Source organism: Halomonas sp. SL1 (genome assembly GCF_003030865.2).
Classification (GTDB): domain Bacteria; phylum Pseudomonadota; class Gammaproteobacteria; order Pseudomonadales; family Halomonadaceae; genus Halomonas; species Halomonas halophila.
This window is the reverse complement of sequence record NZ_PYUQ02000014.1, coordinates 82971-100651: the sequence shown is the minus strand read 5'-3', so window position 1 is coordinate 100651 and position 17681 is coordinate 82971. Positions and strand designations below refer to the sequence as shown.

Below are 17681 nucleotides of genomic sequence, written 5' to 3'. Positions count from 1 at the left end.
CCAACGACGACGGCACCGCCATGGCGGTGCCGTCGTGTTCGTGGTGGCCGGGTGTCGCCGGCGTCTAAAGCCTAGCGATAGGTGGCGTCGAAGCGCTGGCGAAGCTCGTTCTTCTGCACCTTGCCCATGGTGTTGCGCGGCAGGGCGTCGATGAAGAACACCCGCTTGGGCTGCTTGTACTTGGCCAGCCGGCCCTGCAGGTGGGCGATCACCTGGGCCTCGTCGAGCTTGGCGCCGGGCTGGCACACCACCGTCGCGGTGACGCCCTCGCCGAAGTCCGGGTGGGGCAGGCCGATCACGGCGGATTCCAGCACCTCGTCCATCTCGTCGATGACCTGCTCCACCTCCTTGGGATAGACGTTGTAGCCGCCGGAGATCACCAGGTCCTTGTCGCGGCCGACGATCTGCACGTAGCCGCGCTCGTCGCGGGTGACCAGGTCGCCGGTGATGAAGAAACCGTCCTCGAGCAGTTCCTCCTTGGTCTTCTCGGGCTTGCGCCAGTAGCCGACGAAGACGTTGGGGCCGCGCACCTGGAGCAGGCCGATCTCGCCGTCGGGGACTTCCTTGCCGCCGTCACGGTCGACGATGCGGATCTCCACCCCGGGCAGCGGCATGCCCACGGTGCCGGCGCGGCGGTCGCCGTCGTAGGGGTTGGAGAGGTTCATGTTGGTTTCGGTCATGCCGTAGCGCTCGAGGATGGCGTGGCCGGTCTTCTCGGCGAACAGCTCGTGGGTCTCGGCGGTCAGCGGCGCCGAGCCGGAGACGAACAGGCGCATGTTGGCGGTGACCTCGGAGGTGAGGCGCTCGTCGGCCACCAGCCGGGTGTAGAAGGTCGGCACGCCCATCATCACGGTGCCGCGGGGCAGCTCCTCGAAGATCACGTCGGCGTCGAACTTGGGCAGGAACAGCAGGCTGGAGCCGGCCATCAGGGTGACGTTGCAGGCCACGAACAGGCCGTGGGTGTGGAAGATCGGCAGGGCGTGGATCAGCCGGTCCTCGGGGGTGAAGCGCCAGGCCTCGACCAGCGCCGCGGCGTTGGAGCCGAGGTTGCGGTGGGTGAGCATGGCGCCCTTGGAGCGCCCGGTGGTGCCGGAGGTGTAGAGGATCGCCGCCAGGTCGTCGTCGGCGCGGGGCACGGCGTCATCGAAGGGCGTGGCGGCTGCGGCGCGCTCCATCAGCGAGCCGTCTGCGTCGCTGCCGAGGGTCTCGACCGCTGGGCAGCCGGTCTCGGCGGCCAGCGCGCGGGCTTCCTCGAGCACCGCCGGGCGGCACACGAACAGCGCCGGTTCGGCGTCGCTCAGGAAGTAGCGGATCTCGTCGCCGGTGTAGCCGGTGTTGAGCGGCAGGTAGACCGCACCGGCGCGCAGCGTGGCCAGATAGAGCAGGATCGCCTCGGGGCTCTTGTCGACCTGCACCGCGACCCGGTCGCCGGGCGAGACGCCGAGCTCGACCAGGGCGCCGGCCAGCCGGGCGCTCTCGGCCAGGGCGTCGGCGTGGGAGTAGCGGCGGCCGTCGCGGGTGGTGATGAAGTCGGCGTCGCCACGGGCCTGCATGCGGGCGGCGAAGGTCTTGAACAGGTTGTTGTTATCGGTCATCTGGCGGTGTCTCCCTTGCCCTGCGCCTTGCGGGCCTTGCGCACGAGGTCCTTGACCTCGCCGGAACGGGCCACGGTGGCGTTGGCGGTGTAGTTCTCGTGATTGCGCTCGATGTCGTTGAGCACGTAGAGGTAGTTGACCATCAGCCCGGCGGCCTGCTCGAGGCCCTTGGCCGAGGTATCGCCGAGCCAGTTGATGCGGTGAAGCTCGGCGCCGTTGCCCAGGTGGAAGCGGGCCACCGGGTTGAGCGGCAGGCCCCTGGGGTTCTTCTCCTCGGCCAGGTAGCGGGCGGCCAGCGGTCGCACGATGGCCTTGAGCGCCTCGGCGCGCTCGGCGTCCTGGTGCCAGCCGGGCGCCTGGAGCTCGGCCAGCGCCTCGCGGGTGGATTCCGGCAGGGTGGTGTCGTCCCGGCGCTCGGCCAGCCACCGGGCGAAGCCCGGCACCGGCGAGAGCGTGACGAAGTGCTTGAGCTGCGGCAGTTCCTGCTTGAGCTCTTGCACCACCTGCTTGATCAGGAAGTTGCCGAACGAGATGCCGCGCAGCCCCGTCTGGCAGTTGCTGATGCCGAAGAAGGCGGCGCTGTCGGCGTCCTCGGGCTCCTCCACGTGGCCCGGCGCGCTGGTGTCGCCGGCCAGGATCGGCTGGATGCGGTCCGGCAGCCCCTTGCACAGCGCCACCTCGACGAAGATCAGCGGCTCGTCGCCGGTGGCCGGGTGGAAGAAGGCGAAGCAGCGGCGGTCGCGGGCGTCGAGCCGGCGGCGCAGGTCGTTCCAGTCCTGGATCTCGTGCACCGCCTCGTAGCGGATGATCTTCTCCAGGATCGAGGCCGGGGTGTTCCAGTCGATGCGCTTGAGCATCAGGAAACCGCGGTTGAACCAGGAGCCGAACAGGTGGGCGAAGTCGGCGTCGATGGCCGCGAGCTCGGGATGCTCGCGGCGCAGGGCCAGCAGCTGCTCGCGCATGCGCACCAGCTGGTAGGTGCCGTCCGGGGCCAGGTTGAGGCGCCGGAACAGCTCCTGGCGCCTGGGCTCGCAGGCCTCGAACAGCGCCTCCAGCGAGGCGTTGTCGCGGCTCTCGCGATAGGCGGCGTAGGTGGCGTCGATGCGCTCGGGGTCGGCGGCGAACTCCTCGGCCAGGCGCATGAAGAAGTGCCTTCGCGGGTCGGCGTCGAGCCGGGCGTACATGGCCAGGGCGCGGTTGGCCAGGGCGATGCTCGAGGCCTCGCCGTCGCTCTCGAGCAGGCCGCGGCAGGCGTCGATCAGCGCGTCGGGGGTGGGGGCGGCGTCGCCCTCCGAGCGCTTCCAGCGCAGGGCGTCGCGCTGGGTGATGTTGTTGAGCAGTTCCTGAAGGAAGGTCATGTTCATGGCGTCGTCTCCTTCAGCCCATGATCAGGTCGGGCAGCCACAGGGCGATGCCGGGGAAGAAGCACAGCAGCACGATCGCCAGCACCATGCACAGGGCGTAGGGCAGGCTGCCGGTCAGGATGCTGCGCAGCGAGATGTCCGGCGCGATGCCCTTGATGATGAACAGGTTGAGGCCCACCGGCGGGGTGATCAGGCCGATCTCCAGGTTGATGGTCAGTACCACCGCGAACCAGTAGGGGTCGAAGTCGGCGGCCAGGATGATCGGCAGCAGGATCGGCGCGGTCATCACGATCACCGCCACCGGCGGCAGGAAGAAGCCGGCCACCAGCAGGAAGACGTTGATGACGCCCATCAGCACCCAGCGGTTGACCTCCAGATCGGCGATGGCGCCGGCCACGGTCTGGGTGATGAACAGCGACGACAGGGCGTAGGCGAAGACCTCGGCGCAGGCGATGACCAGCATGATCATCACGCTCTCGCGCAGCGAGTCGCGCATGATCAGCTTGATCGGCCCGGCCTGCCACATGCGGTAGATCAGGATCGCCAGCGCCAGGCACAGGAAGGCGCCGACGCCGGCCGCCTCGGAGGGCGTGGCCACGCCGCCATAGAGGGCGAACAGGATGCCCGCCACCACGGCGAGGAAGGGCAGCACCCGCACCACCGCCTTGAGGTTGGAATCGACGTTGGCCTTGACGGTCTCCTTGAGCCGGCCGGCGGCCTCGGCCGCGGGATTCTGGTAACCGCCGGCCAGCCGGCAGGCGATGATCGTCCACACCATGAACAGCCCGGCGAGCATGAAGCCCGGCACCACGCCGGCGATGAACAGGCGGCCGATGGAGGTCTCGCTGGCGATGCCGTAGATGATCATGGTCACCGAGGGCGGAATCAGGATGCCCAGGGTGCCGCCGGCGGCGATGCAGCCGGCGGCCACGCCGTCCGGATAGCCGCGGGTGCGCATCTCGGGGATGCCCATCTTGCCGATCGCCGCGCAGGTGGCCGGCGACGAGCCGGAGAGGGCGGCGAAGATCGAGCAGGCGCCGATGTTGGAGACCGCGAGCCCGGCCGGCAGGCGGCCCATCCACAGGTCCAGCGAGCGATAGAGGTCGCGGCCGGTGGGCGAGGAGGCCACGGCGGCGCCCATCAGGATGAACATCGGGATGGCCACGAAGCCGAATTCGGCGATGCGCTCGAAGAAGGTCTCGCCGAAGTAGGTGAGCTCCGGCATGCCGCGGTCGTAGAGCAGCGCCATCAGCGAGACGCCGCCCAGGGCGAAGGCGATGGGGGTGCCGATGGCCATCAGTACGATGAGGCCGACGGCGACGATGATGCCCAGCGTGATCGGATCCATGTCAGTTCTCCTCGCCGCGCAGCAGTTCCGCGACGTACTGCAGCGTCAGCAGGGTGGCGCCGAGGGCCACCGGCAGCAGGGCCGGCCACAGCGGCGGGTTCCATACCGTGCCGGTGGTCCACTGGCCGTGCCAGGCCTCGGCGACGTAGACCCAGCTGCCGTAGGCCAGCGCGGCGCAGAAGGCCAAGCCGACCAGCGAGCCGAGCAGCAGCATGAGCTTGCGGCCGAGGCCGCCGACCAGGTCGGGCAGCAGGGTGATGGCGACGTGGCCGCCGGTCATCAGCACGTAGGCGCTGCCCATCAGCATGGCGCCGGTGACCGAGAAGATGGTGAATTCGGTCTGCCAGCTGGTGCTCATGCCCAGCGCGTAGCGCACGAAGACCATGTGGCAGATGGCGCCGACGCCGGCGATGAACAGCGCGCAGGCGACGTAGGCGGCGCCGCGGGAGACGCCATCCATCAGGCGGATGTAGCCGCCGACCAGCGGCAGGCGTCGGGCGAGGGGTGAGGTGTTGGCCATGGTCATGTCGTCCTCCCGGAGTCAGAGACACCGGCCCGAAGGCCGGTGTCGTGGGGCGGAAACCCGGTTACTCGACGGCCAGGGCGGCGTCGATCAGGGCCTGTCCGTTGGGGACGTTCTCGGCGAAGTTCTTGTAGGAGGTCTGCTTGGCGATCTCCAGCCAGGCGTCGTAGTCCTCCTGGCTCATGGTCACCACTTCGACGCCGTTCTCCTCGTAGACGTCGACCATCGCCTGGTCGAGGCCGGCGGCCTCCTCGGCGAAGAAGTCCTCGGCGGCCTGGCCGGCGGCCATCAGCGCCTGCTGCTGCTCCTCGCTGAGCCCCTGCCAGCTGCGCTCGGAAATCAGGATCGGCTCGTACATGAACCACAGGGCGTGCTCGCCCGGGGCGGTCATGCAGCTCACCTGCTCGTAGATGCGGTAGGAGACGAAGGACATCGAGGAGGTGTTGGCGGCGTCCAGCACCCCGGTCTGCAGGGCGGTGTAGATCTCGGACGACGGCATGGAGGAGATCGAGGCGCCGGCGCCGGCCAGCATCTGCTCGAAGGCCGGGCCGGCGGCGCGGAAGGTCTGGCCCTCGACGGTGTCCGGCGAGGTGATGCACTGCTGGCTGGAGGCGAAGCCGCCGGCCAGCCAGGCATCGGCCAGCACCCGGGCGCCGCCTTCCTGGATGACGTCCTTGATCATGCCCATGAACTCGGAGTCGTTGAGGCGGCGGGCGTGCTCGTGGTTGCGTACCACGCCGGGCATCAGGGTGGCGGAGAATTCCGGGTGGCGGCCGCTGGCGTAGTCGAGCGGCAGGGCGGTGATGTCCAGGCGTCCGCGGGACAGCGCGGCCCACTGCTCGCGGGCCTTGAACAGCGACTGGCCGGGATAGACCTCGATCTCCAGGCCCACGTTGGCCTCGGCGACCTTGTCGGCCATCAGCTGGACCATCTCGTCGCGCACGTCACCCTGGCCACCGGGGAACTGGTGCGAGGCGCGCAGCACGGTGTCGGCCGAGGCGGCGGTGCCGGCGAGAGAGGCGGCGAGGGCGGTGCCCGCGACGATGGGGAGCATTGAGCGTTTCATGGCGTCTCCAGATGGGTGTTGTTGTTATGGGCCGTTTGTTGAGAGCAACGTTTCTTGGCACAACTTCTCTTTGGAGCAGCAGCGAGAGAGCGGCTGTTGTACGAAGCTTTATTGTTTGAAGTGTCTATCAGCGGTGCTGATATATATTTCAATAGGCGAAGTGAAATACTACTGTCAAACCGGGCGGCTTAGACAAAGGCATCAGCTGCGATGCAGCAAAAGCGCCGAAAGGCGCTCGTGGCGGGCGGTCGGGCATGATGAAAGAAAATCGGGGAAAATCGTCGCGACACTCGCGCAAGGCGGGGCATCGCGACGGTAGAACGATCCGGGTGCCCGGCTCGGTTCCGAGGCACTCGATTCAGAGGCACTCAGTTTAGAGAGAAAGGAATCTCGCCGGCCTCGTGCGCCAGCAGCCACTGCTTGCGGCCGATGCCGCCGGCGTAGCCGGTGAGCCGTCCGTCGCTGCCGATCACCCGGTGGCAGGGCACCACGATGGCCAACGGGTTCCTGCCGTTGGCCGCGCCCACCGCGCGCTGACCGCCCTTGCAGCCGAGCTGCTCGGCGATCTCGGCGTAGCAGCGGGTCTCGCCGAAGGGAATGGTGGCCAGCGCCTGCCATACGCGGCGCTGGAAGTCGGTGCCCTCCGGCGCCAGCGGCAGGTCGAAGGCCCGGCGGAGGCCGTCGAAGTATTCTGCCAGCTGGGCGCGGGCCTGCTCGGTGTGGGCGTTGGGCCGGGCCGGTGCGTCCTCTTCCATGACGAAGGCGATCTCGGTCAGTCCGGCGTCGGAGGCGCTCAGGCGAATCAGGCCGAGGGCCTCGGTCTCCGGCGGGTGGAAGTAGTCCAGGGCGTCGTCGCTCATCGGCTTGTCTCCTTGTTGCTCAGGGGCATGAACCTCAGGGGGTGGAAGACCAGAGCTGCAGGGTCAGGTAGCTGCGCCAGGGCGCCCCTCGGGCCGGGTCTTCGCCTTCCAGGCGGGGCAGGGCGCGGCGCACGCCGGCGTCGCCGTCCAGCCAGATGTCGGGGGCGCCGATACCGCGCAGCGCCGCGTAGTTCGCCGTCCAGGGCCCGATGCCTTTCAGCGCCGTCCAGGTCAGCGGATCGTCGTCGGCTTCGCCTGCAGCGTACCAGCTCGCGAAGCGCCTGAGCGTCGCCTTGCGGGCGCCGGGCATGCGCAGTTCGTCGAGTTCGCTGTCGGCGATGGCCTCGGGCACGGGGAAGTGATGGCCGTGCTCGGTCGGCTCGCCCCGCGCTTCCACCAGTCGCGTGACCAGGCCGCGGGCGGCGTCGGTGGAGACCTGCTGGCCGAGGATGGCGCGGACGCCGGCCTCGAAGGGCGACCAGATGCCGGGCAGCCGCAGCCCCTCGACCAGTGCAAGGCCGGGGAAGGCGCCGGCCAGATGGGTCTCGATGGTGGTGGTGTCGGCGTCCAGATCCAGCACCCGGCGGATGCGCCGCACCACCGGCGACAGGGCGCGCAGGTCGTCGAGCAGGAGGCGGACCCGGAAGGCATGGCGCTGCGACACGTGTTCGGCGGTGAACGAGCCGCGCGCGCCGCCCCAGCGGATATGCCGGCCGTAATATGCCTCGCCGACCCACTCCAGGCCGGCAATGGCACGGCCGGCGTGGAAGTCGCGCAGCGCCGGCCAGGCGTAGGGCGGGCGATAGGCCAGCCATAGCGTCAGCGGCTCGCCGTTCTGGCCGCCGTTGGCGCTATCGGCGGCGCTTCGGCGCAGTTCCCGCGGCGCCAGGCCGATGCGGGTCACGAAGGCATCGTTGAAGCGGCGCAGGCTGCGAAAGCCGCTGGCGTAGGCGATGTCGGTGATCGGCAGCGTGGTCTGGTGCAGCAGCTGCTTGGCGAACAGGCACTGGCGATGCTGGGCGTAGGCCTTGGGCGAGACGCCGAGCCCGTCGTGGAACAGCCGCCTCAGGTGGCGCTCGCCGACGCCGAGCCGCTGGCACAGATCGCCCAGCGAGCCGTCGCCCAGGGCGCCGTCGTCGATCAGCCGCAGCGCTCGCTCGAGCGTGGTGCGGGTGCCGCGCCAGGCGGGGGAGTCGGGGGCGCTGTCGGGCCGGCAGCGCAGGCAGGGCCGGAAGCCGGCCTCGGCGGCGGCCAGGGGCGTGTCGAAGTAGCGCACCCGGGTGTCTTTCGACGGGATGGCCGGGCAGATCGGTCGGCAGTAGATGCCGGTGCTGGTCACACCAACCACGAAGCGGCCGTCGAAGCGCGCATCCCGGGCCAGGCGCGCCTGGCGGCACTGAGCGGCATCCAGCATGGCGGCGTTCCTCGGTCTCGGTTCCTGATCGCAGTGTAACGCGCCAGCGCGGCGAGACTCGCCGGAAACGGACGTGGTCTACGCGAGGCGTAGTGCTGAGCATCGCCAATCTGTCCTGCATCCAGCTAGTGGCGCCCCGGGGGGCGCCGAATCGTATCGCTCAGAACGTGTAGCGGTAGGTCAGGTAGAGGCGGTCGGTGTCGTGGGTGATGAAGCCGGAAGCCGCGTAGGTCAGTGCCTTGCCGCTGCCCGGAGCCGGCTCGCCAAGGGTCTCGAAATCGATATGCAGCCAGGCCAGTGACAGGCCATCCAGGGGGCCGGAGAAGCGATACCGCAGCAGGCTCAGGAATTCGCGGCGAGAGAAGTCCTGGTAGCCGTCGGCGGCATCGGAGAAGGCGTAGTGGCCATCCCAGCGCAGTCCTTCGAGACCTAGGGGGGACAGGTCCATCCCGGCGCTGACTTTCCACATCTGTTCGCCTTCCAGGCCGAACCAGTAGAAGTTCTTGGCCTCGCTGTTCCAGCTGCCGTGATCCTCGGCGAACAGGGTTCGATCGTAGTTGTCTCCGTCGACCTGGGTGTAGGCGAGTCCGAGGTACTTGCCGGGGAGTCGCCAGGTGAGCGATGCCTCGTCATAGCGGGCGTCGTGGGAGTCGTCCGCCTGGTAGCGGCGCGGCACGCCCTGGGTCTCGAACAGGTCGCCGCCATCGTGTTGGGCGCCATGGGCCAGGCTCGTCGACAGCGTCGAATCCAGCGGCAGCGCGACGTCATGGCTGAGCCGGAAGAAGGACTCGTCGAGGTAGTCCCGGGCCGTCAGGTATTCGGTCTCGAACGTCACCTCGCCCGGCAGCTCGACGCTCAGGCCGGCCAGGTCAACGCGGTTGATGGAGCGGCCGTCGAAGGTCTCCAGATCGTCGCCCCAGCCGGACTCGTCTCGGGGGCTGAAGCGATCAATGCGAGCCGCGTAGAGGCTGAGGTCTTGGTAATCGTAGGTGATGTCGTAGCCAATCGACGAGGCGGGCAGGATGCGGGTGGTGTTGTCGGTGTACAGCTGATAGTCACGACTCTTCTTGCCCCATCCCAGGCGCAGGCGGTTGTCTTCGTCGCCAAGTCGCAGCTTCAGATAGGCGGAGGTCGGCGTGGAGATCGAGTGCGGATGCTGGACGTCATCGCCGGCGGAGAGGTTGGTGATGCTGTCGGCACCGTTGCTGATGTGCAGCGCGTCGGCGACGCCGTAGCCGAGATCGAAGCCGATGATGTCGCGATAGAAGCCGGATTGGTAATCGACCAGCATCCCCTGGACCCATTCGTCGCGGGTGGGGCCCATGCCCGAGTCGGGGTCGGCGTTAAAGTAGTATTGGCGGTATTCGAGCTGCGCCTGGCCTTCCGAGAGAAAATCGTCGGCAAGGGCAAGGGTGGGCGCAAGGCTCAGGATCAGGATGCTGCTTTTCAGCCTATGGGGCGACATGGCGACCTCGTATGATGTTGTCGTTGTGGTGGGTCAGTGGGGTGGCGTCCACGAGGACGCGCAAGGAGTGGGCGGTTCGTCGTGAACCGCCCTGTGTGGCCATGGTTCGGGGAGGCTGGGCCATCGGTGTCGAGGGTCCTGCCCGGGCGGGTCGCTCCGGGGCCCGACGGTGTGCCGCTAGGCGTCGAGCGGCGTTTCTCGTGAGCCGGGTGCTCGCTCGGCGAAGCGTCGGCCGTCGGGGGTGCCCAGATCCCAGAAGATGCCGGCCGCCAGCCGTACGCCTTCCTCGACGATGTGCTCGAGCAGGTGCTCGTCGGGCGCATGCTGGTTGCATGAGGGGTACGAGTGAGGGAGCCACACGGTGGGCAGCCCCAGGACATCGGAGAAACAGTGGTTGGGGATGGTGCCGCCCAGGTTGGGCAGCACCGAGGGCGGCTCGCCCAGGCTGTCGGTGGCGGAGCGGGTGACGAACTCGACCCATGGGTGTGAAGGATCCAGCCGGGTGGCCGCGTAGCCGCCTGCGGGCTGCACCTCGATATGGCCCAGTCCCCGGGCGTCGAGATGATCCCTGAGGTTCCTTTCCACCGCCTGCCAGTCGGTGCCCTTGACGAATCTCAGCTGCAGTATCGCCTCGGCCTTTTCCGGAATCGCCCCTACCGGCTTGTCGGTCCTGCCGGCGTTGAAGCCGACGATTTCGAGGGTGTTGGTGCCGTAAAGGCGTTCGCCATCCGTCAGGCCCGCTTCTCCCCAGGACGGGTTCACCCACGGGTCGCCGTCGCTGCCGCCCACGGGGAGGTCGCGGATGAGGCGGTCGACGTCTTCCGGGATGGCCGGTGCCCTGAGGAAGTCGACCAGAATCCTTCCGGTGGGTGAGATCAGCGTCGAAACGGCATTGCAGAGTTCGGCTGCGGGGTTGGTGATGATGCCGCCCCAGTTGCCGGAATGGCGGCCACCGTTGCCCGGATCGGCGGTCAGCCGGAACTGCACGACTCCGCGCGAGCCCAGAAACAGGGTCGGCATGTCGTGACGGATCCGAGGCCCGTCCGAGGCCAGGAACAGGTCGGAGGCCAGCTCTTCCCGATAGGCTGCGCAGACCTCCTCAAGGCCGGGAGAGCCAATTTCCTCGCTCATCTCGAACAGCATCTTGAGGTTGTATCCCAGGGTGCCCTTGCGAGCCTCGATGACGGACTCCAGAGCGGCCAGGTTGATGCTGTGCTGCCCCTTGTTGTCGGCAGTGCCGCGGCCGTAGATGCGGCCGTGCTCGAAGGTGGTGGACCAGGGCATAAGTTCGCCCGACCACAGCTCATCCTGTCCGTTGGTGACATCCCCATGGCCATAGGTAAGCAGCGTGGGCAGTTCAGGATCCTCGAGCCGGTGGCCGATCAGTAGAGGAGGGTGGCCAGACTTGGGGTTCTCTATGATCCGGCAGGAAAAGCCCATGCCCTCGAGGGTGGGCGCGATGTCATCGGTCAGGTAGTGGCGCAGGGCGTCGGCACAGTCGGGATCCTGGCTGACGGTCTGCCGGGCGATGCGTTGCTCGAGGCGTTCGTAGAGCTGCCCGGAGGTGACCTTGTCAGAGGCCAGCCGGATGGCGAGGTCTCTTTCGGATGAGTGGGTGTCGTTCATATGCCATCCTGTATGCATGTTTAACAATATTAAGCCGGATGTCTTGAGGTTAATTTCTGCCTGTTGATATCACAATTTCGAATATTTGAATTGCTCTTTCTGATTGCGGTAATCCTGTTTTTTAGTATTGCATTCTGTGTTGTATTTCATGGGTTGATGTTGGGGTTAGAGTCTTGATGATAACAATGAATATCTTGGTTTATCATGAATTGTCCTGCCGAGTTTCCGGCATTGCCCCGGTGAGGTAGGGAATGAAAGAGCTCAACTTGCGCTATTTCCAGAGCGTTGCCTTGACTGGCTCACTGTCGTCGGCAGCCGAGGAGCTTCACGTGGCAGTATCCGCTGTCAGTCGGCAGATTACCAACCTCGAGAACAGGCTGGAGATCAAGCTGTTCGACAGACAGCCAAGGGGGATGAAGTTGACCGAGGCTGGAGAGTTACTGTTGGCCTATTCCTTGAGAAACCAGCTGGAAATCAGCCAGGTCCTCTCGGAGATGCAGGGGGTGGTGAAGCGCCAGAAGATGACCATCAAGGTGGCCTGTCCGGAAGGCATGGCATGGAACTTTCTGCCCAGTGTCATCTCGCGTTTCGCCGAGAGGTTTCCTGAAATTCGGTTTGATCTTCTTGTCGTGGACTCGGTCCGTGCCTCGGAGCTGGTGAGGGAGGGAACCGTCGATATCGCTTTGACCTTCAGCCTGTCACCCGATGTCGGCGTGAAGGTGGTCTCCAGTCATGAGGCTTCGATCTGCGCCCTCATGCCGAGGGAGCATCCGCTGGCGAGTCGGGAAAGCGTCGGCGTCGAGGATGTCGTCGACTATCCGTTGGCCATGTCGCTGGGCGGATCGACCATGCGGCATCTCTTCGACATGGCATGCAGCCTCGCCGGAGTGAAGGTGTTGCCGGCATTTTCCTGCGACTCCCTGGGTGCCATCTACACCGTGATCGGCGAGAGCTCGAGCATGATTGCCCTTTGTAGCGCCGTTACTGTCAGCGGCAAGGTGGAACGAGACGGTCTGGTCCTAAAGCCAATGAAGGAGCCGCAGTTGTCGCTGCGACACCTTCAGGTGCAGGTGATGGCGGATCGTGAGCTGCCGGGAAACGTCGACGATTTTCTGGCGTATCTAGACGACCAGCTCACATCCGCCTGCCGTTAGGAGAGCCGGCTGCCTGGCAGGATGTGCCGGCCAGGCCGCTGGCAATGGTTTCCTCAGAAGGGCCCGTAGTTGATGCTGACGGCAATGGCGACGAAGAGGCCACCCACCACGACCCAGATCAGTACCAGCGGCAGAGCGAACCTGAACCACTCCACATAGGAGACGCGGGCGATCGCCAGGCAGGCCATCAGGGTGCCCGATAGGGGTGTGATGATGTTGGTGACGGCATCGCCTAGCTTGAAGGTGATGAAGGTGGACTGACGGGTGACTTCCAGCATGTCGCCGATAGGCACCATGATGGGCATGACGATGGCGGCCTGTCCCGTGCCCGAGGTGATGAGTCCGTTGAAGGTCAGGTTGAAGGCATACAGTAGCTGCATGGCCATGATCTTCCCGTGACCGTCCAGGGAGCTCACGATGCCATGCACGATGGTATCGATCAGGCTGGCCTGTTTCAGCAGTACGATGACGGCGGCAGCGACGCCGACGACCAGGGCGCCGTACATGACCTCATTCGCCCCAGCCATCATCCGCTTGACGAAATCGTTGGGCGTGACTCGACAGATCGCGGCGGTGACGATACCGAGGATGATGAAGACCGCGGAGAGCTCCTTGATCCCCCAGCCGAAGTTGAAGCCACCATACAGGAAGGTACCGATAGCCACGGGGATGAGCAGCAGCACGATCCTGTGTGACAGGCTGAGTACCGGGGCGGCCTCGAGTTCACCGTCTTTCGGATCGGGGGCCGTGCCGACATGACCCATGAAGCTGTTGTCGGGGTTGCTGCGAACACGCTGAGCATAGCGGCAGATATAGACAATGGTGATGCTCAGGAAGACGAGGAAGATGACGCCGCGAAAGAGAAAGCCCGAGAACAGCGGAAGCTCGGCGATTTTCTGGCCCGTGACGGTGACCACTGGGTCGAAGACGCCGCCGGCGAAACCCGCATAGGCACCGAGAAAGATCATCGACACGCCGACGATCGGATCAAGTTGCAGCGACCTTGATAAGAGCAGTCCGATGGGGATGAAGGCGATCGCAAGGTTGGGGGCGATACCGACAGAAGAGAAGATGGCGAAGGTCGTGCAGAACATCACGATCAGCACATTATGGTTGCCCTTGGCCAGATGTATGAGCCGATAGATGCCGTTGTTGATGGCCCCCGTTGACTCGATGACTTTCAGCGATCCGCCGACTACCAGAATGAGAAAGATGATGCCGGAGGCACCCGTCAGGCCCTGGTGAATGGCCGTGAACAGGTCGAGAAAGCCTAGTGGCATCGCGTCGATATATTGGAAACTGTCTGTGGAGACCTGGGTTAGCCCGTTATTCTTGATTCTCTCGTAGCTGCCGGCCGGGACGATGTACGACATTATCATCACGAGGATCATGAAGCCGAACAGGATAACGAAGACATCGGGCATCGGCAGCTTCCTGCCCTTCGATGCCTTGGTGGCTGATTCTATCGTTGTCTTTCCCGCCATCTTTATCTCCATTATTGATTCTTGTGTTTTCGAGGTCTTTTTGCGGTTTTTTCACGCTAGCAAGGCACTCGCATCGTTAACAATTACGTATTTCTCAAGTGCTTCTTCTGTTTTTTGCAAGCGGTGACCTCGGTGCCGGTGGCGCCGGTGCTATCTCGTCTTCAGCGGCCCGTTGCTCTTGAGGGTGTCCATGGCCACCTGGGTGGCGACGTTCTGGATGCCCTCGAGCGGGCTTATTGCCTCGGCGAGGAAGGCCGACAGTGCCCCCAGGCTTTCCACCACCACCTTGAGGACGAAATCATGGTCGCCGGTGATGGTGTGGCATTCGATGACCTCGTCGCGGGCCAGCAGCGCCGCCACGGCATCCAGCGGGCGGTCCATGCGCGACTTGTCCATGGAGATGGAGATGAAGGCCGTTACCGCCAGGCCCAGCGCCCGGGGATCGAGCCGTAGTGCATAGCCCTGGATGATGCCGTCGCGTTCGAGCCGCGCCAGGCGCCGCGAGCACTGACTGGGCGAGAGGCTGACGGCCTCCGAGAGGGCGCCGAGGGTCAGGCGGGCGTCGCGCTGGAGGGCATGGAGCAGGGCCAGGTCGAAGCGATCGAGTGTTGTCATTTATCTTTATGTGGCCTTTTTATGCAAGATTCTTGCGTTAAAGATGGCCAGGAGCCCATGAGAATGCAAACGGGCGTCGTCCGTCCTCGCCTAGAATGATCGCAGGCCTTTCCCCTGACCTGCGGAGACCCGACATGAGCGTCAGCCTGGACCGCGTTCGCGAGCTGGACCGCCACGATCCCCTGGCGGGCTTCAAGCGCCGCTTCGCCCTCCCCGAGGGCACCCTCTACCTCGACGGCAACTCTCTCGGTGCCCAGCCGACGGCCGCCAGGGAAGCCGTCGCCGCGACCCTGGATCAGTGGCGCGACGAGCTGATCGGCGGCTGGAACCAGGGCTGGTTCGATGCCCCGGAGCGCCTCGGCAACCGGCTGGCGCCGGTGATCGGTGCCCGCGATGGCGAAGTGGTGGTCACCGACAACATCACCCTCAACCTGTTCAAGCTGCTGGGCTATATCCTCGAGCGGCGTGGCGATGGAGACGGTGGCGCGGTGCTCAGCGAGGGCGGCAACTTTCCCACCGACGGCTACATCGCCCAGGGCTTTTGCCGGCTCGGCGGCGTCGAGCATCGTGTACTGCCCGAGGGCGCCGAGCTCGCCGACCACCTGGACGGCGTGGCCGTGGTGGTGCTCAGCCAGGTCAACTACCGCACTGGCCGGCTGCGCGACATGGCCGCGACCACGCGCCGGGTGCATGAGGCCGGGGCCGAGGTGATCTGGGACCTGGCCCACTCGGCCGGCGCGTTGCCGGTGGACCTCGCCGGCAGCGGCGCCCGTTACGCGGTGGGTTGCACCTACAAGTACCTCAACGGCGGCCCCGGCGCGCCGGGCTTCCTCTATGTGCATCGGGACCACCAGGACGGCGGCTGGCAGCCGCTCTCGGGCTGGCACGGCCATGCCGCGCCCTTCGCCTTCGACGCCGACTATGCCCCGGCCGGCGACATCACCCGCTTTCGTACCGGCACCCACTCCGCGCTGGCCTACAGCGCCCTGGAGGCCTCGCTGGCGATGTGGGGCGATGTCGACATGGCGGCGCTGCGGGAGAAGAGCCTGGCGCTGAGCGCGCTGTTCCGCGACTGCCTGGCCGATCTGTTCGAGGCGCATGGCATCGAGGACATCACCCCGCCGGCGGCCGAGCGCGGCAGCCAGGTGTCGCTGGTGGATGCCGACAACGGCTACGCCATCGTCCAGGCGCTGATCAGTCGCGGGGTGATCGGCGACTACCGCGAGCCGGGCCTGATGCGCTTCGGCTTCACGCCGCTCTACCTGAGCTTCGAGGACGTCTGGCGGGCGGCGCGCCACTTCCGCGAGGTGGTCGAGGGCGGCGAATACCGCGAGCCGCGCTTCCACGTGCGCGGGGCGGTGACCTGATGGCGGGTCACGACGGGCAATGGGCGCTGGATCGTGCCTATTCGCCGAGCCTCTGGGCGCGAAGCTTCGAGGCCAGCCTGGCTCGCCAGGCCCGGCGTGGCGAGCGGCTCAGGGAGCGTCATCCGCCGCGACGCCTGAGCTATGGGCCGGGCGCTCAGGAGGGTATCAATCTCTTCCTGCCGACGACGGGCAAGCCGCGCGGGTTGATGGTGTTCCTGCATGGCGGCTACTGGCAGGAGCTGGACGCCTCGGCGACGGATTTCATGGCCGGCGACTGGTTCGAGGCCGGCTGGGCCTTCGCGTCCGTGGACTATCCGCTGGCGCCGCGGACATCCCTCGAGGCCATCGTCGAAGCCTGCCGGCGGGCGGTCGCGGTCCTTCAACGAGAGCTGGGGGAGCTGAACGCCGAAGCGCCCCTTCACCTGGGGGGGCACAGCGCCGGGGCGCACCTGGCATTGGCGAGTTGCCTGGGCGAGCAGGGGCTGGCGGGCATCGACTCGCTGTGGTTGATCAGCGGTATCTATGACCTGCGCCCCCTGGTGGAGACCTACATCAATGCCCCGCTGGGGCTGGACCCTGGGCGTGCCGAGGAGCTTAGTCCCTTGTGCCAGTCATTGGCGGGACTGCCACCGCTTCAGCTGGTGCTCGGGGAATTCGACCCGCCGGCGTTCCATCGCCAGAGCGAACGGCTCGATGAACGGGTGCGGGCGGCAGGAGGGCGCTGTCGGCTGACCGAGCTCAAGGACTGTGACCACTTCGATATTCTCGAGCGGCTCGGCAGCACGCCAGATCGTTCGGGCAAGGATGCATCAGCCAACGAATCAACATGAAGGTAGGCAAGGGGGCCGCCATGAAGCACTCAAATGACAACAAGACCGGCCGGAATGCCGTGAACCTGACGAGCGAAAAGAGCGTTCACTGGGATCAGGACATGAGCTACGGACAGTACCTGGGGCTCGAGACCCTGCTGTCCTGCCAGAATCCTGTCTCTGACGAGCACGATGAAATGCTCTTCGTGACCATCCATCAGGTATCCGAGCTATGGCTGAAGCAGTGCCTCCATGAGGCGCATGCGGCGGCTCGGCATATCGCGGCGGATCGACTCCGGCCGGCCTTCAAGATGCTCACCCGGGTCTCGCGCATCCAGGAGCAGATGATCCAGGCCTGGGAAGTCCTGGTCACCATGACGCCGACCGACTACGTCAGCTTCCGCGACAGCTTGGGGCAGAGCTCCGGATTTCAATCGTACCAATACCGCGAGCTGGAGTTCCTGCTGGGCAACAAGCACCCGGGCATGGTCAAGGTCCATCGCTCGCACCCCGAGCACTATCAGCGGCTAGTGAGCGTGTTGCAGGCCCCCAGCCTGTACGACATCAGCCTGCAGCTGCTGGCTCGGCGAGGTTTCAGCGTGCCGGCATCGGTGCTGGATCGCGACTGGTCGGAGCCGTATGAAGCCTGTGCGGAGGTCGAGGCCGTCTGGGCCGATATCTACGCCGATACCGACCGGCACTGGGACCTGTATGAGCTGGCGGAAAAGCTGGTGGATACCGAGTACAACTTCCACAAGTGGCGCTTCAGCCACATGAAGACCGTCGAACGCATCATCGGCCACAAGAGCGGGACCGGCGGCACCTCGGGAGTGTCGTATCTGCAGAAGGCATTGGACCTGAAGTTCTTTCCCGAGCTCTGGTCGGTCAGAACCTCGCTGTAGCCGGCGGGGCCAGGATGATGGGACGATGATCGCGGTTGCTTCATGCCCGATGGTGTTCATCGGGCCGATGCGTCAGGCTTACCCGGTGG

General features: G+C 65.9%; 15 protein-coding genes. 4 read left to right on the top strand and 11 right to left on the bottom strand.

Annotated elements, in window-relative coordinates; genetic code table 11:
• Positions 1-71: 71 nt before the first annotated feature.
• The 9 genes from C9J49_RS09050 to C9J49_RS09010 all read right to left on the bottom strand — a co-directional run bounded on the left by C9J49_RS09050 (position 72) and on the right by C9J49_RS09010 (position 11261).
• Positions 72-1595 (bottom strand): malonyl-CoA synthase, encoded by a 1524-nt coding sequence (locus C9J49_RS09050; protein ID WP_107181288.1) that lies wholly within the window; start codon positions 1593-1595, stop codon positions 72-74.
• Positions 1592-2959, bottom strand: coding sequence for a malonyl-CoA decarboxylase (locus C9J49_RS09045; RefSeq protein ID WP_107181287.1), 1368 nt, complete (start codon positions 2957-2959; stop codon positions 1592-1594). The genes C9J49_RS09050 and C9J49_RS09045 overlap by 4 nt, the downstream gene beginning before the upstream one ends.
• A 13-nt stretch (positions 2960-2972) precedes the next feature.
• Complete coding sequence (locus C9J49_RS09040; protein WP_046079455.1) at positions 2973-4307, bottom strand: TRAP transporter large permease; 1335 nt, start codon at positions 4305-4307, stop codon at positions 2973-2975.
• Between the two features lies 1 nt (position 4308).
• Entirely contained in the window at positions 4309-4833 is a 525-nt protein-coding gene (locus C9J49_RS09035) for a TRAP transporter small permease subunit (protein WP_107181286.1), read from the bottom strand.
• Between the two features lie 61 nt (positions 4834-4894).
• Entirely contained in the window at positions 4895-5896 is a 1002-nt protein-coding gene (dctP, locus tag C9J49_RS09030; RefSeq protein ID WP_107181285.1) for a TRAP transporter substrate-binding protein DctP, read from the bottom strand.
• Between the two features lie 368 nt (positions 5897-6264).
• The gene (locus C9J49_RS09025; protein WP_046079452.1) at positions 6265-6756 is read right to left on the bottom strand and encodes a methylated-DNA--[protein]-cysteine S-methyltransferase; all 492 of its coding nucleotides are present in this window, start codon (positions 6754-6756) and stop codon (positions 6265-6267) included.
• A 34-nt stretch (positions 6757-6790) separates the two neighbouring features.
• A complete protein-coding gene (locus tag C9J49_RS09020) occupies positions 6791-8170 on the bottom strand; it encodes an AlkA N-terminal domain-containing protein (RefSeq protein WP_046079451.1) in 1380 nt (459 codons plus the stop codon).
• A gap of 160 nt (positions 8171-8330) precedes the next feature.
• Positions 8331-9635: an OprD family outer membrane porin gene (locus C9J49_RS09015; protein WP_107181284.1), complete on the bottom strand. Its 1305-nt coding sequence runs from the start codon at positions 9633-9635 to the stop codon at positions 8331-8333.
• Between the two features lie 177 nt (positions 9636-9812).
• Positions 9813-11261 (bottom strand): M20 family metallopeptidase, encoded by a 1449-nt coding sequence (locus C9J49_RS09010; RefSeq protein ID WP_107181283.1) that lies wholly within the window; start codon positions 11259-11261, stop codon positions 9813-9815.
• A gap of 251 nt (positions 11262-11512) precedes the next feature.
• On the opposite strand from C9J49_RS09010, the gene C9J49_RS09005 reads away from it, so the two are divergent.
• Positions 11513-12415: a LysR family transcriptional regulator gene (locus C9J49_RS09005; RefSeq protein WP_046079448.1), complete on the top strand. Its 903-nt coding sequence runs from the start codon at positions 11513-11515 to the stop codon at positions 12413-12415.
• A 53-nt stretch (positions 12416-12468) separates the two neighbouring features.
• On the opposite strand, the gene C9J49_RS09000 is transcribed toward C9J49_RS09005, so the two are convergent.
• Entirely contained in the window at positions 12469-13899 is a 1431-nt protein-coding gene (locus tag C9J49_RS09000) for a YfcC family protein (RefSeq protein WP_107181424.1), read from the bottom strand.
• 150 nt (positions 13900-14049) lie between these two features.
• Entirely contained in the window at positions 14050-14514 is a 465-nt protein-coding gene (locus C9J49_RS08995) for an Lrp/AsnC family transcriptional regulator (RefSeq protein ID WP_035593746.1), read from the bottom strand.
• Positions 14515-14648: 134 nt separating this feature from the next.
• Between C9J49_RS08995 and kynU the strand changes: the two genes are divergently transcribed.
• From kynU to kynA, 3 genes are read left to right on the top strand one after another with little or no spacing between them, the layout of a single operon-like run.
• Positions 14649-15881: a kynureninase gene (gene kynU, locus C9J49_RS08990; RefSeq protein WP_107181282.1), complete on the top strand. Its 1233-nt coding sequence runs from the start codon at positions 14649-14651 to the stop codon at positions 15879-15881.
• Entirely contained in the window at positions 15881-16711 is an 831-nt protein-coding gene (locus C9J49_RS08985; protein ID WP_107181281.1) for an alpha/beta hydrolase, read from the top strand. Before kynU ends, C9J49_RS08985 begins: the two co-directional genes overlap by 1 nt.
• A 20-nt stretch (positions 16712-16731) precedes the next feature.
• On the top strand, positions 16732-17592 hold the full coding sequence (gene kynA, locus C9J49_RS08980) for a tryptophan 2,3-dioxygenase (protein ID WP_107181423.1): 861 nt from the start codon (positions 16732-16734) through the stop codon (positions 17590-17592).
• The last annotated feature ends 89 nt before the right edge of the window (positions 17593-17681 follow it).

Excerpts from the sequence above, each read along its gene's own strand:
- C9J49_RS09050 (WP_107181288.1), bottom strand. The coding sequence starts at position 1,595 with ATGACCGATAACAACAACCTGTTCAAGACCTTCGCCGCCCGCATGCAG.
- C9J49_RS09045 (WP_107181287.1), bottom strand. The coding sequence starts at position 2,959 with ATGAACATGACCTTCCTTCAGGAACTGCTCAACAACATCACCCAGCGC.
- C9J49_RS09040 (WP_046079455.1), bottom strand. The coding sequence starts at position 4,307 with ATGGATCCGATCACGCTGGGCATCATCGTCGCCGTCGGCCTCATCGTA.
- C9J49_RS09035 (WP_107181286.1), bottom strand. The coding sequence starts at position 4,833 with ATGACCATGGCCAACACCTCACCCCTCGCCCGACGCCTGCCGCTGGTC.
- dctP (WP_107181285.1), bottom strand. The coding sequence starts at position 5,896 with ATGAAACGCTCAATGCTCCCCATCGTCGCGGGCACCGCCCTCGCCGCC.
- C9J49_RS09025 (WP_046079452.1), bottom strand. The coding sequence starts at position 6,756 with ATGAGCGACGACGCCCTGGACTACTTCCACCCGCCGGAGACCGAGGCC.
- C9J49_RS09020 (WP_046079451.1), bottom strand. The coding sequence starts at position 8,170 with ATGCTGGATGCCGCTCAGTGCCGCCAGGCGCGCCTGGCCCGGGATGCG.
- C9J49_RS09015 (WP_107181284.1), bottom strand. The coding sequence starts at position 9,635 with ATGTCGCCCCATAGGCTGAAAAGCAGCATCCTGATCCTGAGCCTTGCG.
- C9J49_RS09010 (WP_107181283.1), bottom strand. The coding sequence starts at position 11,261 with ATGAACGACACCCACTCATCCGAAAGAGACCTCGCCATCCGGCTGGCC.
- C9J49_RS09005 (WP_046079448.1), top strand. The coding sequence starts at position 11,513 with ATGAAAGAGCTCAACTTGCGCTATTTCCAGAGCGTTGCCTTGACTGGC.
- C9J49_RS09000 (WP_107181424.1), bottom strand. The coding sequence starts at position 13,899 with ATGGCGGGAAAGACAACGATAGAATCAGCCACCAAGGCATCGAAGGGC.
- C9J49_RS08995 (WP_035593746.1), bottom strand. The coding sequence starts at position 14,514 with ATGACAACACTCGATCGCTTCGACCTGGCCCTGCTCCATGCCCTCCAG.
- kynU (WP_107181282.1), top strand. The coding sequence starts at position 14,649 with ATGAGCGTCAGCCTGGACCGCGTTCGCGAGCTGGACCGCCACGATCCC.
- C9J49_RS08985 (WP_107181281.1), top strand. The coding sequence starts at position 15,881 with ATGGCGGGTCACGACGGGCAATGGGCGCTGGATCGTGCCTATTCGCCG.
- kynA (WP_107181423.1), top strand. The coding sequence starts at position 16,732 with ATGAAGCACTCAAATGACAACAAGACCGGCCGGAATGCCGTGAACCTG.